Genomic DNA, 20,379 nt, shown 5'->3' with positions numbered 1-20,379 from the left:
AGTTAACATCAATAAACCATGAATAATATGACATCTATCATGTCCGGAACAAGGCCGAAATCAGCTTAAACCCCCTCGGACCTAGGAAAGCAATACCTCATCAAAATCAGTGCCTTCAATGGGCTCAACCACTTGATCTCCTTTGTTCCATTCAATTTTTCGGCCCAGTTTAAAGGAGAGACCCGCCATATGTGCTGTAATGGCCTCATCAAAACCCTCTTTGATCCCACAGCTTACTTCTCCTCCGTTTCGGGTACTTACCAACCATTCCCTAAGGTGCAGGTAGGTAGAGTCTACCCTAGCCCCGTTGATGTAGGTCCACATAAGGCCCTTATCGGCAAAATATTGGGATGTCGCCGAAGAGATTGCATCAGGAACATTGGCCCCGGGATCATACCTATAAATTGGAATATGGGGCTTCATTTTTTCGGTCTCGATCATCTCGGCATACCGCGTGGAGGATGCATCGGGCCAAATGGTCAGCGTATTGCCCAATTCCATGCTGGCATCATGTCCCATCAAAATCGTAGGCCTACCAAAACCATTGCCCAGGGTGGCACTGTACACCAAGGTCATTCCCTCTTCCTTCCCATTTGTTTGACTGCTTCCTGTGCTGAAATGGGGAAATTCCATATTCACCTGTAGCACATCGGGTACATTTCGCCCATCCCTGTGGGTGTAAATGCCCCCGGAGGCGGTAACCGAATCGGGAATCCCCATATTCAGGATGCAATTGAGCCGATCATAATCATGGGTAAGCAGGTCTCCCGATAATCCAGATCCGTACGACCACCATTTTCTCCATCTAAAGAAATGTTCCTTGTTAAAGGGTATTTTGGGTGCGGTACCCAGGAAAAGGTCCCAGTCTATGGTCTGCGGGCTGGCCTGCTCGTGAATATCATAATTCCATGCCCCATTGTCATCGTTGCGGTTCGTATTGGTCTGGATCAGTGAAATATGCCCAAGCACGCCCTTGTCCACAATATCCTGGGCTGTTTTAAAGCTCAAGGTCTGCCGGTGCTGATGCCCCACCATAAAAGATGCTTTGGACTTTTCAGCAGCCTCGCGTAACCTATAGGTCTCCCCTAAGGTGTGGGTCATAGGCTTTTCAACATAGACATGGACGCCGTGTTCCAGAGCTTCAATAGACATCGGGGCATGCCAGTGATCCGGGGTTGCAATGATTACGGCATCCACTTCTCCACTCTTGATTATGTCGCTATGGGTCTTAAACCTTTTTACCTGGTGGTCTGGCGTGGAGAAAGAGGTGACCGCTTTTTCTGCCCGGATATCGAAAACGTCACAAACTGCCGTAAGTTTCACATTCAATTTTTCCTGTCGCTGAAAATCCTCCAAGGCTGTATGATTTGTGTCGTTTTCCGCTTCCAATGCCATTTCATGTAGCCATTCCTTAGTGGCAAAACCTAGCGCCCGGCACAACTGTTCGCCGCGAATCCCAAAACCAACAATCCCCACCCTTATGGGGCTTCCGGTAATTTCTGGCATATCTGGCGGCAACGAGGGCCGTATGTTCAATTGTTCCAATATTTCCGAACGTTCTCGGTTCTTGCTTGCCGCAGATGTGGCCCCTGCCCACCAGACCGCTCCGAGAATGGGAATTCCGCCCAAGCCCTTGAGCACGTCACGTCTAGTCCATTTCATAAGGTTTCTGTTTTAGTAATTTTATGCTTTTTGCGAAAAAGATAGCTTAGTCCAAATACCTGTCCGGTAGGAAATTGATAAAGGACCAAACATGCAATAAGTTCTATAAGGTTCTTATTGACAAACCAATAGCTTCCTTCAACATTTAGCTGTTGCAACCATGGCAAGGCCGGATGTGCCATGTAGTATAAGGCGAGCAAAAACATGCCCACAAGGGCGCCCCATCGTTCCAGAAAACCCAGCACTAGTGTAACGCCCACAAACATCAGTGCCATCCAGTTTAAGGTGTCGGCCCATCCAATCACCGCATCATCCGTAAGCGCCCAAAACAGGGGCTTAAGCGGACCCTGAGCAGTAATCAAGTACCCGAAGGAGCTCCAGTCCGGGTTATAGATCTTTACGATGCCCTCGTATAGAAAATGCCAACCGATAGCCACCCGTAACAGTGCGATGCTGTGTTTCAATTCCCATTTGCGTTTAGTTTCGTCCATCATATTCGTTACTTGTTTTGTATATCCAATAGTTTCAAATCCCTGGAAGGTATAAAAAATGATCCATCCAAACTAAGGGAGCACCAGGAGTTTACCTATGACAATTGTCAGTTTTGCACAATGATCCGCATCCTAAAAAGTGGAGCAAAACCACCCCTAAGAAACGTACAATCCCTTGTAACTGGTCGATTTTAACAGCAATTTAGAGCCCTATGGCCCGGTATTTGTTATTTTTACATAGTTATTGCGACTGTTTTTAAAGCTATGCGATCTATTGTTACACTTGCTGTTCTGTTATTGCTATCCTTTCCGGGGCTGGCCCAAACGGATATTCCTGTAACAAAACCTTTAAAGATTGAAGGCAAAAAACTGGACACCAAGGACAATAAGGGTACGGCATTGAACATGCCCTCCACTTTTGACAAAAAACCCGAGGTAAATCTAAAGGATCGCAATAAACGCGAGGTTAAAATGCTTCCCGACACGAAACTCGTACAGGCCGGCCATGGCCTTAAGATAGACCCTAAAATTGGTGAAAAGGAAAAGAAAGGCTCCGACAAGCACTACGGTGATCAATATTTGGGCGATCTAAAGAGCAATGCCAAATTTGTGGGCATTGTTTGCCGCGATCATGAATTTGTGGATGGGGACCGTGTAAAAATCTACGCCAATGGTCAGGTGGTGGAACCCAACATACTCTTGTCCGGCACGTTTAAGGGCGTCAACATCAATCTTGAGAGCGGGTTTAATCGGCTCGATTTTGAAGCTTTGAACCAAGGCTCTTCCGGACCCAATACGGCCCAAGTGAACGTCTACGATGACAAGGGCCAGCTTATTTATGCCAACCGATGGAATTTATCTACCGGTGCCAAGGCTTCCCTGATTATCGTAAAGGAGTAATGAACCCCAACACATCCTCTATTTCTATTATCGTTCCCCGGGATGGTAGGTGGTTTCTGCCCGTTTAAGCACATCCTCCTTGTAATAGGCAACTTCTTTGAACTGCATATCGGCATAGCGCTGGGCCTGATCCCCAAAATGCGCTGAGGCCGGATCGCCACTTTGTCCGCCCGCCAAAATGGTCTTTGCCCTTACCCTTTCGCCGAACTCTACAACGGCCACGAAGCTGTTCCCTCGCGTACCATAGATTTTTTTGGTGTTGTTGGTATATCGGGCGCCATAGGCGGCCAAGGCTCCCCAACGACCCGATGCAAAGTCCACGGGAATACTGGGTTTATTATCATCAAAAGCCTGGCGGATATCCCCGTTGATCCTCTGGTAACGGTTGATTTCGCCCCAGGGCATTTCCCAGGTCCCAAAATCCGACTCGAGTTGTTCCACCACTTTGGTGAATATTGCCAAACGCTCCTGGAGCGGGGATTGGGAACCAAAATAGGTCATCAGTTCCATATCGCTCATTTTACCTGGCCGTACCCCTTCCCTACCATAGCGCATACCGTAAAAATGGGCCAACGACATGGCCACAGAGGCCTTGGATGTTCTAAAATCCCAATTGCGTAGAGTCTTGATCGGCTCGGCCAATATGGGGTCCTTGTTTTGGGATCCATCATAGGCCGCTACCAAACCTGGAATCAGTTTTTCGAAGGCGGGCAAGTAGGAATCGTGTCCCAATGCTATAAGATTATCCAAGGTAAACCCGTCTTTTCCCCTGAGCAAATCAATGGCGTGGACACCACGAAAATTTTCCCGGTCCAACGACATATACTTGGGATAGTCTTTCTTCTTTGGGCTGTAATCCAAAGCAGCGGTATAGGGAGTGGAATTGCAGTTCTGCAGCCATCCGTTTTCCGGATTCAGAAGCAGGATATTCTCATCTACGGTGTGCAGGCCCCTCCAATCGGTCCGCGGGTTACTACCATCCACAGGCTGGGTATAGTCAAAAACGGTATCCCTAACCGGTACAAAATTGCCATGAAAATAGGCAATATTACCCTCGGCATCCGCATATACGGTGTTGTTGGAAGAGTTGGTGCGTATATCCATCATCTGACGAAAGCCCGAATAGCCCGTTTGTTTGGTCCTAATGTAGGATTGCTCCAGCGCTTTTACCGGTTCCCACATCATGGCAGAGGCCGTCCATTGACCGTCTTCTACATGGGTTATGGGTCCGTGGTGGGTGCGATAGGCTGGGAAGTTCCTTTCCTTCAAGCTCTCGCCTTCCCTATATTTTAAAGTGATTTGGGAAGTCGTTACGGGTCTAAGCTCCTCCCCATACTGATACAGCAGTTCCCCGTCCAATTGCAGCAGGGTTTCCTTAAATTCATCCATAACATCCGTATAGGTAGAGGTATGCATCCAGCCTGTTTTTTCGTTAAAGCCTTGATATACAAAAAACTGGCCCCAAGTAACCGCACCATAGGCGTTAAGACCCTCTTCGCTGACCACGTGTACCTCCCCCCTAAAATAAAAGGAGGTATGCGGATTAATCAACAGCAGGGTATTGCCAGATTGGGTGAGTTTCCCCGCTATTGCAATGCCGTTGGAACCTTGGGGTTCCAGGGCCTCCTCCTTCTTTTTGAGCTGGATTTCCTGCGCTTCGGGAATCTCCATGCCGCTTTCATAAAAGGCCTGTATTTTTTTTGTGGAAATCCGTTCAATATCACCACCGATGGAGCCCTCACTGAAATACATGGGCATCCAAGGCTCAAAACGGGTCAGTAATTTGGGTTGTACCTCGGGATGGGTGTGCAGATAATAATTGATGCCATCGGCGAAGGCATCGCACAGCTTTTTAAGCCATTCCGGGCTTTTTTTGTAATTCGCCTTGGCCTCTTCTTCCGTCATAAAGAGCTTGGCCCTGAGGTCGCTGTAAAGAGCAGCTTCACCATCTACCTCTGCCAAACGCCCTGTGGCCCAGATGTAGTTTCGTTCTACCCGGTTAAAGTCGTCCTCGCACTGTGCATACAGCAATCCAAAAACGGCATCGGCATCGGTCTTGCCGTAAATATGGGGAACACCAAAGTCATCGCGAATGATGGTGGTGCGTTCGGCATACCCTTGCCAACGTTCCAGTTCGGTTTTTGGGTCTTCGGTTTGGCACCCCAACGTCAATAATAGGAGGAAAGCGGCTACTTGTCTCATTTTATATCGATTTAAAGCTATGCTCTTTTCAAAAATTGGGTCTTGAGCACAATATGGCTCTTTCCTACCCTGCACTCTACTTCTTGAGGACTCGATGTCAGTCTTATATTCTTGATCACATTGCCCCGCTTTAGGGTTTTGGACATTCCCTTTACCTTTAAATCCTTGATAACGTGAACATTATCTCCATCTTCCAAAATATTGCCGTTACTGTCCTTTACTTCCATTCCCTTTTTTGTTTGCTATGTGAAATTAAAGGTCTTGGCGTATAAATACTAATTTTAGCTTAAAAATTAGCCGCTTCAAATCACACACCCATGGTCCCTCCCATTTTTAAAGTAACTTGCGTTCTCAAAAAATGATGTTCAGACCCTATGTCCGATAAAAAAATAAGTGTCCTCAAAGCCTTCCGTACCATTATTTGGCCCAGACGAAACCTTGTCCTGCTGGGACTGCTGCTTATTGTCATCAGTAAGGCGGCCAGTTTTGTGGCCCCCATATCGCTCCAGTATTTTATGGACGATGTACTCCCCAATAAAAACTTGGACCTGCTCTATATTCTGGTACTGGTCGTAGGGCTTGCCATTTTGGTACAGGCCATAACTTCTTTTTTGTTGACCAAGATCCTGAGCGTACAGGCCCAGTTCATGATTTCCCAATTGCGGGCACAGGTACAGAAAAAGGTGCTCTCCCTTCCCATCCGATTTTTTGACAATACAAAGTCAGGTGCACTGGTGTCCCGCATAATGACCGATGTGGAAGGGGTACGCAATCTGATCGGGACCGGATTGGTACAGTTGGTGGGAGGCACGATCACGGCAGTGGTCTCTTTTGTGCTGTTGATCAGGATAAGTCCGTCCATGACCCTTTTTACGTTAATTCCTTTGGCCATATTTGCTGGCATCGCCCTCAAAGCCTTTAAAATCATACGCCCGGTCTTCAGGAACAGGGGAAAAATAAATGCCGAGGTCACCGGAAGACTTACGGAGACCTTGGGCGGTATACGGGTCATCAAAGGTTTCAATGCCGAACGGCAAGAGCACGGTGTTTTTGAATCGGGCGTAGAAAAGCTATTTCTCAACGTGAAGAAGAGTTTAACGGCCACGGCCTTTATGACCAGTTCCTCGACCTTTCTACTGGGGGTGGCCACCACCGGTGTTATGGGTATCGGAGGATATAAGATCATTGTCTCGGAGATTACCGAAGGTGAATTTTGGTCCTTTACCTTCATCCTGGGCCTTATGATCGCCCCTATTGTTCAAATGAGCAATATTGGGAGCCAGCTGACCGAGGCCTTGGCAGGTTTGGACCGTACCGAGGAACTTATGAACATGACCCCCGAACTGGATGAAAGCAACCGGACCTCGGTGCTTGATCATATTGACGGAGATATCGTATTCCACGACGTTTCCTTTGCCTATGAGGAGGACAAGGAGGTGCTGCACAACATAAGCTTTGAGGTAAGATCGGGTTCGGTGGTTGCCCTGGTGGGGAGTTCGGGCTCGGGAAAATCGACCATAGCAGGCTTGGCGGCCACTTTTTTAAATCCACAATCCGGAAAAATCACCGTGGACGGTACGGACCTTTCCAAGGTAGACCTAAGCAGCTACAGACAGTACCTTGGTGTGGTATTGCAGGATGAGTTTTTGTTTGAGGGCACCATCCGGGAAAATATTTTATTCCCAAGGCCCAATGCCTCGGAAGAGGCGCTGCAAAAGGCAGTAAAAGCCGCCTATGTGGACGAATTTACCGATCGTTTTGAGGAAGGCTTGGAAACGCTGATAGGAGAACGCGGTGTAAAACTCTCTGGGGGACAGCGCCAGCGCATTGCCATTGCCAGGGCCGTTTTGGCCGACCCAAAAATCCTGATCTTGGACGAAGCCACCTCCAGCCTGGATACTGAAAGCGAGGCCCTGATTCAAAAAAGTTTGGCAGAGCTGACCAAAGGGCGTACCACTTTTGTCATTGCACATCGCCTGAGCACCATTCGTAAGGCCAATCAGATTTTGGTCATTGAAAAGGGTAGCATTGCGGAACAGGGTACCCATGATGAACTTATCGCAGCAGAAGGGCGATACTATAACTTGTTTACCTATCAAGCGAGAATTTGATAGCGTCTTAAACTAAGAGAACTATTATCTTTTTTTCCGAACAAGGTGGGGACTCTTTTAGTAGAAATCGGACAGATTCTTTGCTGGGCCCTTAGGATTCAGGGGCCAGCTCCACCTCAAGTCCGTCCAAATCCTCCGTCATATGGATCTGGCACCCCAACCGACTGTTTTCCTCTACGTAAAAGGCTTCGGCCAACATGGCATCCTCGTCATCGGATTTTTCGGGAAGCGCATGATCCGAATGCACATAGCATTGGCAGGAAGCGCACATGGCCATACCACCGCAGACGCCAATGGTTCCTTCCGGAGCAAGTTCATACGACCGAACCACTTCCATAAGGTTCATGTTCATGTCCGTAGGTGCATCCACCTCGTGCGATACACCCTCACGGTCCTTAATCTTGATTTTTATATCTGACATATAACAGTAGTTGGTACTCCGATAGCCCGGTGGTACATACGTAAAATTTTAGATCCATCCTTTAGTCGGTAGGGCCGCATAAAAATTAACAGATAAACTCCCCAAGATCTTATTCTATTTTCTTTACAACGGCCTTTGGCGCTTCCTTTTTACTTCCATCAAAACCATGAACGCCGCCCACAGTCGTATATTTCATTACATATCTTTTTTCCGGGAATATCCGTTGATAGGCACTTTGGCACATTAGAGTGGCCTCATGGAATCCGCACAGGATAAGTTTTAACTTTCCAGGATACGTGTTTACATCGCCTATGGCATAGATACCCGGGACGTTGGTCTGATAATCGAACGTATCCACTTTGATGGCATTTTTTTCAATTTCTAGGCCCCAGTCGGCAATGGGTCCCAATTTTGGTGAAAGCCCGAACAGCGGAATAAAATGATCTACCACGATGCGTACTTCCTCCGTGCTTCCGGTTCTCACCACCAGGGCCTCGAGTTGATCTTCGCCTTCCAAGGCTATCACCTCGGCAGGGGTCATCAGTTTTATTTTACCCGTGTCCTTTAAAGCTTGTACCTTTTCTACGGAGTCCAGCGCGCCCCTAAATTCGTTTCGGCGATGCACCAAGGTCACTTCGGCCGCAATATCGGCCAGGTAGATACACCAGTCCAGTGCGGAATCGCCCCCTCCGGCAAGTAACACTTTTTTATTTCGGTAAATTTCCGGGTCCTTTATGATATAGGAAACGCCCTTGTCCTCGTACTCCCCAATATTTTTTAACAGAGGTTTCCTCGGTTCAAAACTTCCCAACCCCCCGGCTATTGCAACTACGGGAGCATTGTGTTTTGTTCCCTTATTGGTGGTGACCACAAAGGAACCATCGGGAAGCTTCTCAATATGGTCCGCGCGTTCCCCAAGGGTAAATCCAGGTTCAAAAGGTTTGATCTGCTCCATGAGATTATCCACTAATTCCCCGGCCAAAACCTCGGGAAACCCTGGAATATCATAAATCGGCTTTTTGGGATATATTTCGGAACATTGTCCGCCCGCCTGCGGCAAGGCATCTATCAAATGGCATTTTAGTTGCAGCAAACCGGCCTCAAAAACTGCAAAAAGACCCGTAGGTCCTGCACCAATAATAAGTATGTCTGTTTTGATCATGAAAAAAGATACTAGAAAAACGGGGACAAAGGTATTGAAGCAACCAATTGTAATACATGATTTTTATCAGGCCTATTAGTCAACACTGATTACTTCCTCTATTTGTGGAACATACTTTTTAATAGTCATTTCCACTCCGCTCCTAAGGGTCATCTGATTAACACTGCAACCCACACAAGCGCCTTCCAATCTTACCTTTACCGAAGTATTGTTATCTATGGAAATCAAGGAAATATCCCCTCCGTCACTTTGAAGAAATGGACGGATTTCGTCCAATGCTTTCTCGATATTTATTTTTACCTCCTCCGATGTCATACTTATTTCTTTTTAACGGCGGAACAACCTGCCATTGTCGTTATTTTTATCGCTTCCGTAGGAGGCAGGCTCTTATTTCTGTTCACCACTTCCTGCACTACATTGCGCGTAAGGTCTTCAAAAGCTGCCTCAATGGGTGTAGCCGTCTGCATTGCTGCAGGCCTGCCCACATCACCGGCCTCCCGAATACTCTGTATCAAGGGTATTTCTCCCAAGAAAGGTACGCTTAAATCTTCGGAAAGGTGCTTGGCCCCTTCTTTTCCAAAGATATAATATTTGTTGTTGGGTAGTTCTTCGGGCGTGAAATAGGCCATGTTCTCCACGATTCCCAAGACTGGTACATTGATCGATTCCTGTTGAAACATGGCTACCCCCTTTCGGGCATCGGCCAAGGCCACCTCTTGAGGCGTGCTCACCACTACGGCTCCCGTAATTGGTAAGGATTGCATGATGCTCAGGTGAATATCCCCTGTGCCTGGAGGAAGGTCCAAAAGCATAAAGTCCAATTCTCCCCAGTGGGCGTCAAAGATCATTTGGTTCAAAGCCTTAGCCGCCATAGGCCCACGCCAAATTACGGCTTGGTTGGGCTGGGTAAAGAACCCAATGGACAACAATTTTACCCCGTGGTTTTCCACGGGTTTCATTTTAGATTTACCGTTTACATTGACCGCCAAAGGTTTTTCATGGGCAACATCGAACATAATGGGACTCGAAGGCCCATATATATCTGCATCGAGCAGGCCTACCTTAAAGCCCATTTTTGCCAGGGTAACCGCCAAGTTTGCGGTTACCGTGGATTTTCCCACTCCACCTTTGCCGGAAGCCACGGCAATGATGTTTTGAATGCCCGGAATCGGTTTTCCCTTAATCTCGTTGACCTTGGGCTTGCTGGGCGCATCAACCTTTACGTTTACCGTTATTTTTGCTTTCTCGTAGACCTTTCGGTGGATTACCTTCAGGATCTCTACCTCGGTTTTCTTTCGCGCCTGCAGGCTTGGGTTTTTTATGGTAATATCCACGACTACCTCATCGCCAAAGACCATGACGTTGGTAACAGCGCCACTCTCCACCATGTTTTTCCCTTCCCCGGGAACGGTTATCTCCTCCAGAGCGGTAAGGATGTCTTTTTTATTCAGCTTCATTTTAAAAGGGTAGCCCTTGGGCTTTAATTAAACTAATTCTAAATTACAAAGATAGGGCATAGTGCCGAGATTAGGAAGTGCACAAATTGAAAAGTAAAATACGTGAATAGGCTAAATTTATGAGGGTTTTATTCCAGGTCAAAGCTTACGGGCTCCCTTATAATTCCTTCCCTGGATCCCAAAAAAAATGTTCCAAATCAACAATTTGATTGTCCTCTACCACTATGCCCTCATTTTCCAATAATTGCTGCATAAGATTGGTCCCGTCAAAATGGTGTTTCCCGGTCAGCAGGCCCTTACGGTTTACCACTCTATGTGCCGGAACGTCTTCCTTTGCTCCGGCCCCGTTCATGGCCCAACCTACCATACGGGCACTTCTGGCGGCACCGAGGTATTTGGCGATGGCCCCGTAGGAGGTTACCCGGCCATAGGGAATCTTTCGGGCAACTTCATAGACCTTTTCAAAAAAATTTCGATTTTCTTCCTTCATACTATTCGTACACTATTCTTCCAATGGTAATGATCAAAAGCACCAACATCAACGTGCTTAAAATATAGTTGGCATTTTTTGAGAACTTGCGTGTCTTGTTCTCCAACTTGTTAAAATATACCGTATACATATACAGCACGGCAAAGGTCCCACAACCTGCCGCCAAAATAAACATGCCTATATCCCATAGCTCAAATTTGATCCATCCGGAGGAGGTCCACATGACATTGAGTCCGCTATAATACGGAATGGTGAGCAAATTCAGGGCAGCCAATAGGATTCCCTTAAAAAAACTGTTTTTTTTGCTCACCTTTCCAATCTTCATTTTGCGCTTCACATTGCGCCTGGCCTTGATGTAGAAGTAGACCGCCAAAAAACCAAAGACACCGAGGGCGATCCGCAACAGTAGCCCCATAACCTCAGGGTTGTTGTACAGGAACTTGGAGATCATCACGGCAATATAGGCTTGGATCATGATCATCGTGGAAACACCGACACTGAATATTATTCCATTGAGCTTCCCCTTTTCCACACTGGTCTTGGCCGCATTCATATTTAATAGTCCCGGAGGAACGGTAGCCATGAAAGCTGCTGAAAAGGTCACAAAAAAAAGGATGAGTAAATGCATGATATGGTTAGCTTATCCTAAATTGGATATAGGTAATCGGTTTCCCTTCCTCAAGATACTGAATTTCGTAAAATGTTTTTATCCCTGTTACCGAGGGCGGACTTCCCTCGTTCTTATATACATCGTGATTTGCATAAATAATTTCGTATCCCAGACCGTGCAACAGTCCCAACGTATACCCGTGCATAAAGCCACTATCGGTCTTTAGGTGTACCAAACCGCCAGGTCTTAGAATACGCGCATACTTATCAAGAAAGGCTTTATTGGTAAGCCTGTGCTTGGTTCGTTTATACTTTTTCTGGGGATCCGGGAAAGTAATCCATATCTCGGACACCTCACTTTCATCAAAAAGCAGATCGATCAGTTCTATTTGGGTACGTAGAAAAGCTACGTTTTCCAGATTTGCCTCCAAGGCTGTTTTAGCGCCTCGCCAAAATCGGGCGCCCTTTATATCGACACCGATAAAATTTTTTTCCGGATGTTGCTTTGCCAATCCTAGGGTGTATTCCCCTTTGCCACAACCCAGTTCCAGCACCAAGGGTTTGTTGTTGCCAAAATGCCGCTTCCAATTGCCCTTCAGGTCGATGTTACCGGCCAAAATCTCCTCCCTCTTTGGTTGGATTACGTTCTTGAAGGTCTCATTTTCCGTAAAACGTTTCAGTTTGTTTTTGCTCCCCACTGCCGAAATTTAATGATTTGACAAAGCTAAGGAAATCTTACCATGTTTTGGAGGTTGTTCCCTACCTTCCAGGAGGGTCGCAAGTATCCCACCCAACCCTATGAAATCGAATAAATTACCACCAGCCTTTTGCAAAAACCAGGTGTTTGGTCTGTATTGCTTACTGATAAAATTTTGAGAAAACAGTACCCTACCCAGTTTTGTTTTCGGCCTTTTCCAAGGTAAAGGAGAATTCAGAACCCATCCCTACTTCACTTTCCACGTAGATTTTTTCATCGTGGGCCTCTATGATGTGCTTTACTATGGACAGGCCCAATCCGGATCCCCCCTCACGTCTGCTGCCACTCTTATCCACTCTGTAAAAACGTTCGAACAGTCTTTGGATATGCTGTTGCGGAATTCCTTCCCCGTTATCGGTGACCCTAATGATCACTTTGTTCTTGATCAAATCTTCAACACTTACCTCGGTCGTGCCATTTTCGTGGCCGTATTTGATGGAGTTCACTAATAAATTGGTGACCACTTGCTGTATTTTTTCCCTGTCTGCATGCACGTGTATGGGGGTTTGATAATCCATATCAAACGTTAGGGTAATCTTCTTTTTGGCCGCTTTCATCTCCAACAGTTCAAAAACGTTCTGGATCAGTTCAATAATATCAAAATCGTCCCATTCCAAACGCAGTTCGCCCACCTCCAATTTGGTGATCAGATCTAGATCCTTGATAATATAGATCAATCGTTCTACCCCCTTGTTGGCGCGTTGCAGGTATTTTTTGCGAATGTTCTTATCTTCCATGGCCCCGTCCAAAAGGGTTAGGATATACCCTTGAACGGTAAACAGTGGGGTTTTGAGCTCATGGGAAACATTGCCCAAAAAATCCTTGCGGTATTCTTCCCGGATCTTCAGCGTATCGATCTCTATTTTTTTGTCCTGTGCAAATTTTTCAATTTCCTGAGTCAGTGTTCTCATATCGGTTGTAACAGGCCTTGATGCAAAGGAAAAGGATTCTAGCAAGGAGACGTCGTCATAAATCCGTTTTATTCTTCCATAGATGAACCGTTCTACCCTAATCTGTAGGATAACAAAAGAAACAGTAAAGCCGATCAATCCAAAAAGGAGGAGTAAGGTCCAGTCAATGGTGCCCTTATACCAAAGGAAACCACCTATAAGAATTAGAAGAACAAGTGCGATTAAAAGCGAGGAACGGAAAGCAAACTTATATGATTTCTTTACCTGTATTGCCATTACAACACAAACTTATAGCCCACGCCCTTTACGGTTTTAAAATGATGGTCACCTATTTTTTCACGTAGTTTTCTTATATGTACATCTATGGTGCGGCCGCCCACCACAACCTCGTTGCCCCAAACCTTGTCCAGGATGACCTCACGCTTAAACACCTTGCTGGGTTTGGAGGTAAGCAAGGAAAGCAATTCGAACTCCTTGCGCGGAAGCACGATCTCCTTGCCATTGTTTATAATCTTGTATTCTTCCCGGTTGATAACAATATTCCCCACTTTCACAATATCCTCGATTTCGGAGGCAGCCTCTTCCTTTAACCTTCTCAGCAGGCCCTTCACCTTGCTTACCAACACCTTGGGTTTTATAGGCTTGGTAATATAGTCATCCGCTCCCGCATCGAACCCTGCCACTTGAGAGTAGTCCTCACCACGTGCGGTCAGAAATGTGATTATGGTATTTTCCAATCCTGAAGTATTACGCATGATCTCACAGGCTTCTATCCCGTCCATTTCGGGCATCATAACATCCAATATAATAAGGTGGGGCAGTTTTTTCTTGGCTTTTGACACACCTTCAATTCCATTCTTGGCGGTATACACTTGGTAGCCCTCGGAGGACAGATTATAGCTCACAATCTCCAGTATATCGGGCTCGTCGTCCACTAAAAGAATCTTGATGTCTTTTTTTTTCATGGGAATATGCTTTGTTTATCGCTCCCAAATGTAAATATAATACTATTACAGGTAACGCTGTTAACGTTCATTTAATATGATAACATTATAGTAACATAAAGGAAACTGATTTTTAAGATACGAGTAACATGACCTTAACGGCAGCTGTCGTTCTTTGCTGCTGAAATTGAAATCCAACTCATGAGACAATTGTTTATCGTATTGATACTACTTTCCTCCTTTTTCAATTATGGCCAAGAAACTACTGGAAGCATCGTGGGCAAACTGACCGATAAGGAATTGAACAATGAGCCCCTGGCCTTTGCAAATGTGATCATCAAGGGAACTACTAAAGGGACTACGTCCGATTTTGATGGGCTCTACGAAATCGCAAATGTGGAACCGGGAACCTACATCTTGGTCATCAGTTTTTTAGGGTACGAGACCTTGGAAATCCCTAATGTTATTGTAGAAGCTGGCAAAGTGACCGAGGTAAGCACCGGCTTGGGCTCTAGCAGTGTTGGCCTTGATGAGGTGGTGCTCACCACCTCTGCAACCCGGGATTCCGAAGTTGCCCTGTTATTGCAGCAAAAGAAAGCGGTAGAAATCCAGGAAGCCATTAGTGCGGAAGCGCTTACCCTGAAAGGCATTGATGATGCCGCGGGCGCGGTGGCCCAGATTTCGGGAATTTCCAAACAACAGGGTTCCAGTAACGTATATGTAAGGGGGTTGGGAGACCGGTACCAGAATACCAGTATGAACGGACTCTCCCTGCCTTCCAACAATGTGAACAAAAAGAACATCGACCTAGATCTTTTCTCTTCCAGCATCATCGAAAATATTTCGGTCAGTAAGGCCTACACCGCAACCTTTTACGCAGATTTTGCCGCCGGTAATGTCAACATTGATTCCAAAGAGTATACGGGGGATGGCTATTTTGATATTTCTTTGGGAAGTGGGGCAAACTCCAACGCCTCGGGAACCGATTTTGTGCGCAGCGAAGGACCCAGCAATTATGGTTTTTACAATAGGTATGACAACGACCCTTTCGCCATCGTACTCTCCCATGGCGTTGACCCCCAAACAGCTTGGGATCCCATCAATCTATCCGCATCCTTGGAGGGAGGTTACTCCTTTAATTTTGGTGATGATTCCAGGCTTAGTTTCTTTGCCTCTACAGGATTCAGTAATGGTTATGAGTTGTGGGAAGGACCCGCAAGGGACTTCACCAATGTGTTGAAAACCAACTTTCCCAATGTACGGGAGTTCGCCTATAAGACCACTACCACGGCCCTTGGAAATGTGGCCTACAGAATCAACAATCGTCACAAGTTAAAATACAGTTCACTGTTCATCAATAGTTCCACAGACGCGGTGGGATTCTATGGTATAAACGGTCAGGGTACCAACAGGGATGCCATCATCGATACGGATCAAGGATTCTATGTTATGAACGTGCAATTTAACCAGGACATGATCTTCGTCAATCAATTGACGGGACAACATGTATTCGAGGAAAAGTTCACCCTGAATTGGGGTACGGGCTTTAATAAGGTCTTCTCCGATGAACCCGATCGGAAACGGATAAGTTTGGAAAATTTTCAGTTATCCCTTGATGATGATCCCGATACCAACCCGGTTTTCTATACCAACATCCCTTTTGACAACCAGCGTTTTTTCCAGAGCATCGAGGACGATGAACTCAACAGTTTTGTAAACCTTGCTTACAAGGCCTCCGAACAGTTGAAGCTCAATTTCGGTTACAACGGTAGGCGCAAGGAGCGTAGGTTCAACAGTATCCGGTACGGTTATGAAATTCAGGACAGGGACAATACCCCTATAACGGACATTAATGATTTCAACAGCATTTTTGACGTAAGCAACATCAACATTCCTGCAGGAAGTGGGCTTTACGACCTCCTGGTACTCAATCCGATAAACAATGATATTGGCAATAGGAACAGGCCCGGATTACCCGAGAACACCTACAAAGGGAATTTGAATGTACATGGTGTGTACGCCTCTGCCGAATTATCCTTAGGGGAAAAATGGTTGTTTGTGCCCGGTTTTAGGGTAGAATCTTTCAGTCAGAAAGTAGCATACGATGTAATCAATATCCGGCCAGATGACCCCGGCTTTAGGGATGTATATGAAAACATCTATCTGCCCAGTCTTAACGTCCGTTATGCCCTGAACGAAAATTCCAATCTGAGGTTTGCCTTCAGCAAAACGGCATCATTTCCCGAATTCAAGGAAGTAGCCCCTTTTGTATATGAATCGGTAACGCAAAGGATAGGGGGCAACCCCGATCTTCTAGGAGGACTGGACGGAACCGGGGCCACCTATTCGGATATCTACAACTTTGACCTAAAATATGAATGGTTTCTAGAGCGCGGGGAAATTATCTCCTTGGCAGCGTTTGCAAAGACCATCAAAGATCCTGTGAACCGAGTGGTTGCCGCAGACGCAACAGGTACTCAACGCTTCTTTAGAACGGGAGATCAGGCCGATATCATTGGACTGGAACTGGAAATCCGAAAAAACCTCTATACCGATGCCGATGATAATGCCGTAGTTTCCATAGGCCTCAATGCTGCGTATACCAATACGGATCAGGACCTTAGGGATATCCCTGCCGGAGCACTCAACACCTTTGGGACCTCCTTTGACAGGGAATCGGATGAACTGGAGGGGGCTTCGCCCTTTATCATTAATTCGGACCTAAATTTCAGCCCTACTTTCGGCACCTATAAACCCAAAGCCACCCTAGTGTTTTCATATTTCTCCGATCGGATATTTTCGCTGGGAGCCGGTAGTTTGGGCAATATTATTGAAAGCGGGGTTCCTACCCTGGACTTCATATGGAAAAACTCATTTGGTGAACATTTTGAAGCCAATTTGTCTGCCAAGAACATCTTAGATCCCGATATCTCCTTTGTAAGGGAGGGTACCGGAATTGGAGATGTAATCATTCGTGAATATACCCTCGGGGTTAACATTGGGCTAACCCTCAAATATAAATTTTAATACTTTTTAAACTCAAAACAATGAAAAACAAGTTTTTATTTTTAGGTATAGCCGCCGCTTTGTTTATCTCCTGTGAAAGCGACGATACCTCGGATATTATTATTAACGATAACAGTGTTACCACAACGAACAACACCACCGGAGGTGGAAACCCTACCGAAACATCGGTCAACTTAAGTGGGGTATTTACTGAAGATCTAACACTAGATCCAGATGTAGCGTACATCATTACCGGACCTGTCCTTATGGCAAGCGGCACTACCCTTACCATCCCTGCAGGGATGACCATAAGGGCACAGCCTGTAGGCGTAAACGCATTTATCGCCATTCAGCAAGGGGCGCAGATCAATGCCGTAGGTACGGCCAGTGAACCCATTGTCCTTACCTCCAATGCATCAGCGCCTTCCTCAGGGGACTGGGGAGGTCTTGTTTTGTGTGGCTCCGCTCCCATTAATTCCACCGCCGACGGTTCTACGGATACCGCAACCTCGGAAGTAGGTGGTCTTTCCTACGGTGGAAATACCCCGGACGATAGTTCTGGAAACCTACAATATGTACGGGTAGAATACGCTGGTGGCGCCATTGATGGTAACGCCGAGTTGAACGGAGTGTCGCTCTACGCTGTTGGAAGCGGTACCACAATCGATTTTGTACAAGTATTCGAAGGTTCCGATGATGGTTTCGAATTCTTTGGTGGAACGGTAAACGCAAGCCATTTGGCCGTTGTAAATGCAGAAGACGATTCTATAGACTGGACCGAAGGTTACACGGGTACCATTACCGATGTATATGTGCAGCACGGGACTTCCCATGATAAGGCCTTTGAATGTGACGGGTATAACACCGATTTCAGCAACGTGTCGGGAAGCTTCTCCAATCCCATGGTAGTCAACGCAAGCATTATTGGCGCCAATGATGCCAGTGAAGCGATCAGGTTAAGGGCAGGTACTCAGGGTACCTTTACGAACATTGTCCTTACCGACTTCGACGAGGCGTTTGACCTGGACGGGGATACAGGCGACAACCCTACCGGACAGGGCGTACTGGACGACCTTCTTAACGTTGTGGACGTAACCTTCAACAATATTACAACCACTCTTAAAAACGATACAGGTTTCACCTTTACAGAAGCAGATTTTATCACCGGTGTCGGTAATGGTACGGGAACCGATGTCACCACCTGGGGCGCCGGATGGACCGTCGGAATCAATTAAGACGACTATACCTCTTTAAAAAGCCTGCTTTTCGCGGGCTTTTTTGCTTTTTGGCCAAATTTTTGCAGTTAATCGAATAATTGTGATTGCCAAAGGTCAAAATTATTATCTTTGGCGTATATACCTACGAATGAAGCACTTTTACGTGATTGTATTCCTTTTTGTTTCTTCTTTAGCCTTTGGACAGCAAGCCCAGGGCTCGGGTGATATTGATGGATTTAAACTCTATCCCAATCCGGTGACCAATGGCAAGGTATATATCAGCACCACAAAGAATGCCCCTAAAAACATATTGATCTACGATGTTTTGGGCACTCGGGTATTGGAAACCACGATTTTGGGCACAGAATTGAGCCTAACCGATTTGAACAAAGGGGTATATGTACTCCGGGTTTTTGAAAAGGACAAAGTGGCCACCCGAAAGCTGATCATCAAGTAAACCTTCCTTTTTTCATTTCAGAGAAATATAACACCATGCTCTCGCCGAGCAGGAGCTCAGTTATCGACTAAATGATTAAAAAAATCGATGAACGGACCTGTGGTTCGGTTTTACCTACAAAAAACAGGTGTTCACAACATTTTGTGGCGGCCCCTAAGGGCATTCCCTATATTTACCCTGTTGCTCCCAAATCAACACCTATGAAAAAAATCTACTTGACCCTGCTATTGGCAGCATTTACCCTAGTAGTATCCGGACAAGAGGTAGAGGATAACCAAGTATCCCTGAACGGGGATATCGTGGGCTTCAAATTATATCCCAACCCTGCATTTGGGGACCGAGTGTACATCACTTCCAAGAAAAACGACAGTAAGGACATCACGGTGTATGACGTATTCGGTGAGATTGTGCTGCGCCACCGTATGATTACAAATGTGCTCAACATTTCTAAATTGGTACCCGGTGTTTACATGATGCAGATTACGGAGAACAGCAGTACAATCACCAGGAAATTGGTGGTTAAATAGCCCGCTGCCCAGCGCTGTCTTCCGGGCTTTATTTTATTACATTTACGGTAGTAAAATTGAGCATGGACACCCACAAAATTTTTGATATTGATACCCCAGGGAAATTTGAGTTCCAGGCCCTGGAAATTTTTAGGTTTCAATATCTGAACAATCCCATCTACCGAGAGTTTTGTGAGCACCTGGGAAAAACTACCTCCAACGTAAAGGGGGTAAGCGACATCCCCTTCCTGCCCATAGAATTTTTTAAATCAAAACAGGTGATATCCGGAAATGCACCTGTCAACATCACCTTCACCAGCAGTGGCACTACGGGCAACCAGGTTAGCCAACACCATGTGATCGATCTAAAATTGTATGAACGGAGTTACCAAAGGTCCTTTGTGCTTTTTTACGGCGACATTTCCGACTATTGTGTCCTGGCCTTGTTGCCATCCTATCTGGAACGCGAGGGTTCCTCCTTGGTTTATATGGTGAACGACCTTATTGAACAAAGCGGCCATCCGGAAAGCGGTTTTTATCTCAAGGACCAGAAGGGCCTTAAAGCGACCCTCTCCCGGTTGGACGCCGATGGAAAAGAGGTATTGCTGATCGGGGTTTCCTTTGCCCTGTTAGAGATGGCGGAAACGCACACCTTGAATCTGAAGCATACCGTGGTCATGGAAACTGGCGGAATGAAAGGCAGGCGCAGGGAATTAATCCGTGAGGAGCTGCACACGGCGCTCAAGAAAGGGTTTGGTGTCAACGCTATCCATTCGGAATACGGGATGACCGAATTACTGTCGCAGGCCTACTCTCAGGGCAACGGAATTTTTAAATGCCCACCTTGGATGAAAATCCTGGTACGGGATACCGAAGACCCCTTTGCCTTACAGCGAATAGGAAAGACAGGCGGTATCAATGTAATCGATCTGGCAAATGTAAACTCCTGTTCCTTTATTGCCACTCAGGACCTGGGAAGGGTATATGCCGATGGTAGTTTTGAGGTAATCGGCAGATTTGACCATTCGGACATCCGGGGATGTAATCTTATGGTGTTATAAGTGACTTTCAGTGCC

At 46.3% G+C, this 20,379-nt stretch carries 20 protein-coding genes; 7 read left to right on the top strand and 13 right to left on the bottom strand.

Annotation, left to right across the window (positions count from 1 at the left end):
- Positions 1–81 precede the first annotated feature (81 nt).
- Positions 82–1,662 (bottom strand): Gfo/Idh/MocA family oxidoreductase, encoded by a 1,581-nt coding sequence (locus ACRD67_RS17250; RefSeq protein WP_430968471.1) that lies wholly within the window; start codon positions 1,660–1,662, stop codon positions 82–84.
- Positions 1,659–2,156, bottom strand: coding sequence for a DoxX family membrane protein (locus ACRD67_RS17245; RefSeq protein WP_430968470.1), 498 nt, complete (start codon positions 2,154–2,156; stop codon positions 1,659–1,661). The genes ACRD67_RS17250 and ACRD67_RS17245 overlap by 4 nt, the downstream gene beginning before the upstream one ends.
- A gap of 261 nt (positions 2,157–2,417) precedes the next feature.
- Between ACRD67_RS17245 and ACRD67_RS17240 the strand changes: the two genes are divergently transcribed.
- Entirely contained in the window at positions 2,418–3,053 is a 636-nt protein-coding gene (locus ACRD67_RS17240; RefSeq protein WP_430968469.1) for a hypothetical protein, read from the top strand.
- Positions 3,054–3,080: 27 nt separating this feature from the next.
- Here the strand turns inward: ACRD67_RS17240 and ACRD67_RS17235 are convergent, their stop codons facing one another.
- Together ACRD67_RS17235 and ACRD67_RS17230 are read right to left on the bottom strand one after the other, a co-directional pair.
- Positions 3,081–5,255 (bottom strand): acylase, encoded by a 2,175-nt coding sequence (locus ACRD67_RS17235; protein WP_430968468.1) that lies wholly within the window; start codon positions 5,253–5,255, stop codon positions 3,081–3,083.
- Positions 5,256–5,272: 17 nt separating this feature from the next.
- Entirely contained in the window at positions 5,273–5,482 is a 210-nt protein-coding gene (locus tag ACRD67_RS17230; protein WP_430968467.1) for an alkylphosphonate utilization protein, read from the bottom strand.
- A gap of 147 nt (positions 5,483–5,629) precedes the next feature.
- On the opposite strand from ACRD67_RS17230, the gene ACRD67_RS17225 reads away from it, so the two are divergent.
- A complete protein-coding gene (locus ACRD67_RS17225) occupies positions 5,630–7,366 on the top strand; it encodes an ABC transporter ATP-binding protein (RefSeq protein WP_430968466.1) in 1,737 nt (578 codons plus the stop codon).
- Between the two features lie 91 nt (positions 7,367–7,457).
- Here the strand turns inward: ACRD67_RS17225 and ACRD67_RS17220 are convergent, their stop codons facing one another.
- The 9 genes from ACRD67_RS17220 to ACRD67_RS17180 all read right to left on the bottom strand — a co-directional run bounded on the left by ACRD67_RS17220 (position 7,458) and on the right by ACRD67_RS17180 (position 14,138).
- Positions 7,458–7,787 (bottom strand): 2Fe-2S iron-sulfur cluster-binding protein, encoded by a 330-nt coding sequence (locus ACRD67_RS17220; RefSeq protein ID WP_430968465.1) that lies wholly within the window; start codon positions 7,785–7,787, stop codon positions 7,458–7,460.
- A 109-nt stretch (positions 7,788–7,896) separates the two neighbouring features.
- Positions 7,897–8,949 carry an NAD(P)/FAD-dependent oxidoreductase gene (locus tag ACRD67_RS17215; RefSeq protein WP_430968464.1) on the bottom strand — a complete coding sequence of 351 codons (1,053 nt, stop codon included), beginning with the start codon at positions 8,947–8,949 and terminating at the stop codon, positions 7,897–7,899.
- Positions 8,950–9,024: 75 nt separating this feature from the next.
- Positions 9,025–9,264: a NifU family protein gene (locus tag ACRD67_RS17210; RefSeq protein ID WP_430968463.1), complete on the bottom strand. Its 240-nt coding sequence runs from the start codon at positions 9,262–9,264 to the stop codon at positions 9,025–9,027.
- Between the two features lie 2 nt (positions 9,265–9,266).
- Positions 9,267–10,406: an Mrp/NBP35 family ATP-binding protein gene (locus ACRD67_RS17205; RefSeq protein WP_430968462.1), complete on the bottom strand. Its 1,140-nt coding sequence runs from the start codon at positions 10,404–10,406 to the stop codon at positions 9,267–9,269.
- A gap of 157 nt (positions 10,407–10,563) precedes the next feature.
- Positions 10,564–10,896, bottom strand: a complete 333-nt coding sequence (locus ACRD67_RS17200) for an MGMT family protein (RefSeq protein WP_430968461.1) — start codon at positions 10,894–10,896, stop codon at positions 10,564–10,566.
- A 1-nt stretch (position 10,897) separates the two neighbouring features.
- Positions 10,898–11,527 (bottom strand): LysE family transporter, encoded by a 630-nt coding sequence (locus tag ACRD67_RS17195; protein ID WP_430968680.1) that lies wholly within the window; start codon positions 11,525–11,527, stop codon positions 10,898–10,900.
- 4 nt (positions 11,528–11,531) lie between these two features.
- Positions 11,532–12,203 (bottom strand): tRNA (guanosine(46)-N7)-methyltransferase TrmB, encoded by a 672-nt coding sequence (gene trmB, locus ACRD67_RS17190; RefSeq protein WP_430968460.1) that lies wholly within the window; start codon positions 12,201–12,203, stop codon positions 11,532–11,534.
- Positions 12,204–12,393: 190 nt separating this feature from the next.
- Complete coding sequence (locus ACRD67_RS17185) at positions 12,394–13,449, bottom strand: sensor histidine kinase (protein WP_430968459.1); 1,056 nt, start codon at positions 13,447–13,449, stop codon at positions 12,394–12,396.
- A complete protein-coding gene (locus ACRD67_RS17180; protein ID WP_430968458.1) occupies positions 13,449–14,138 on the bottom strand; it encodes a response regulator transcription factor in 690 nt (229 codons plus the stop codon). The genes ACRD67_RS17185 and ACRD67_RS17180 overlap by 1 nt, the downstream gene beginning before the upstream one ends.
- Positions 14,139–14,318: 180 nt before the next feature.
- On the opposite strand from ACRD67_RS17180, the gene ACRD67_RS17175 reads away from it, so the two are divergent.
- The 5 genes from ACRD67_RS17175 to ACRD67_RS17155 all read left to right on the top strand — a co-directional run bounded on the left by ACRD67_RS17175 (position 14,319) and on the right by ACRD67_RS17155 (position 20,364).
- Positions 14,319–17,144: a TonB-dependent receptor gene (locus ACRD67_RS17175; RefSeq protein ID WP_430968457.1), complete on the top strand. Its 2,826-nt coding sequence runs from the start codon at positions 14,319–14,321 to the stop codon at positions 17,142–17,144.
- Between the two features lie 20 nt (positions 17,145–17,164).
- Positions 17,165–18,358, top strand: a complete 1,194-nt coding sequence (locus ACRD67_RS17170; RefSeq protein ID WP_430968456.1) for a multidrug transporter — start codon at positions 17,165–17,167, stop codon at positions 18,356–18,358.
- Positions 18,359–18,488: 130 nt separating this feature from the next.
- Positions 18,489–18,797, top strand: coding sequence for a T9SS type A sorting domain-containing protein (locus tag ACRD67_RS17165; protein ID WP_430968455.1), 309 nt, complete (start codon positions 18,489–18,491; stop codon positions 18,795–18,797).
- A gap of 200 nt (positions 18,798–18,997) precedes the next feature.
- Positions 18,998–19,324 carry a T9SS type A sorting domain-containing protein gene (locus tag ACRD67_RS17160; RefSeq protein WP_430968454.1) on the top strand — a complete coding sequence of 109 codons (327 nt, stop codon included), beginning with the start codon at positions 18,998–19,000 and terminating at the stop codon, positions 19,322–19,324.
- A 62-nt stretch (positions 19,325–19,386) separates the two neighbouring features.
- Entirely contained in the window at positions 19,387–20,364 is a 978-nt protein-coding gene (locus tag ACRD67_RS17155) for a LuxE/PaaK family acyltransferase (RefSeq protein WP_430968453.1), read from the top strand.
- Positions 20,365–20,379 lie beyond the last annotated feature (15 nt).

It is taken from the genome of Eudoraea algarum (assembly GCF_050589645.1).
In the GTDB taxonomy this organism is placed as follows: Bacteria; Bacteroidota; Bacteroidia; order Flavobacteriales; family Flavobacteriaceae; genus JBNGOQ01.
Note: the sequence above shows the minus strand (reverse complement) of the source record. Positions and strands in the feature narration are given on the sequence as shown.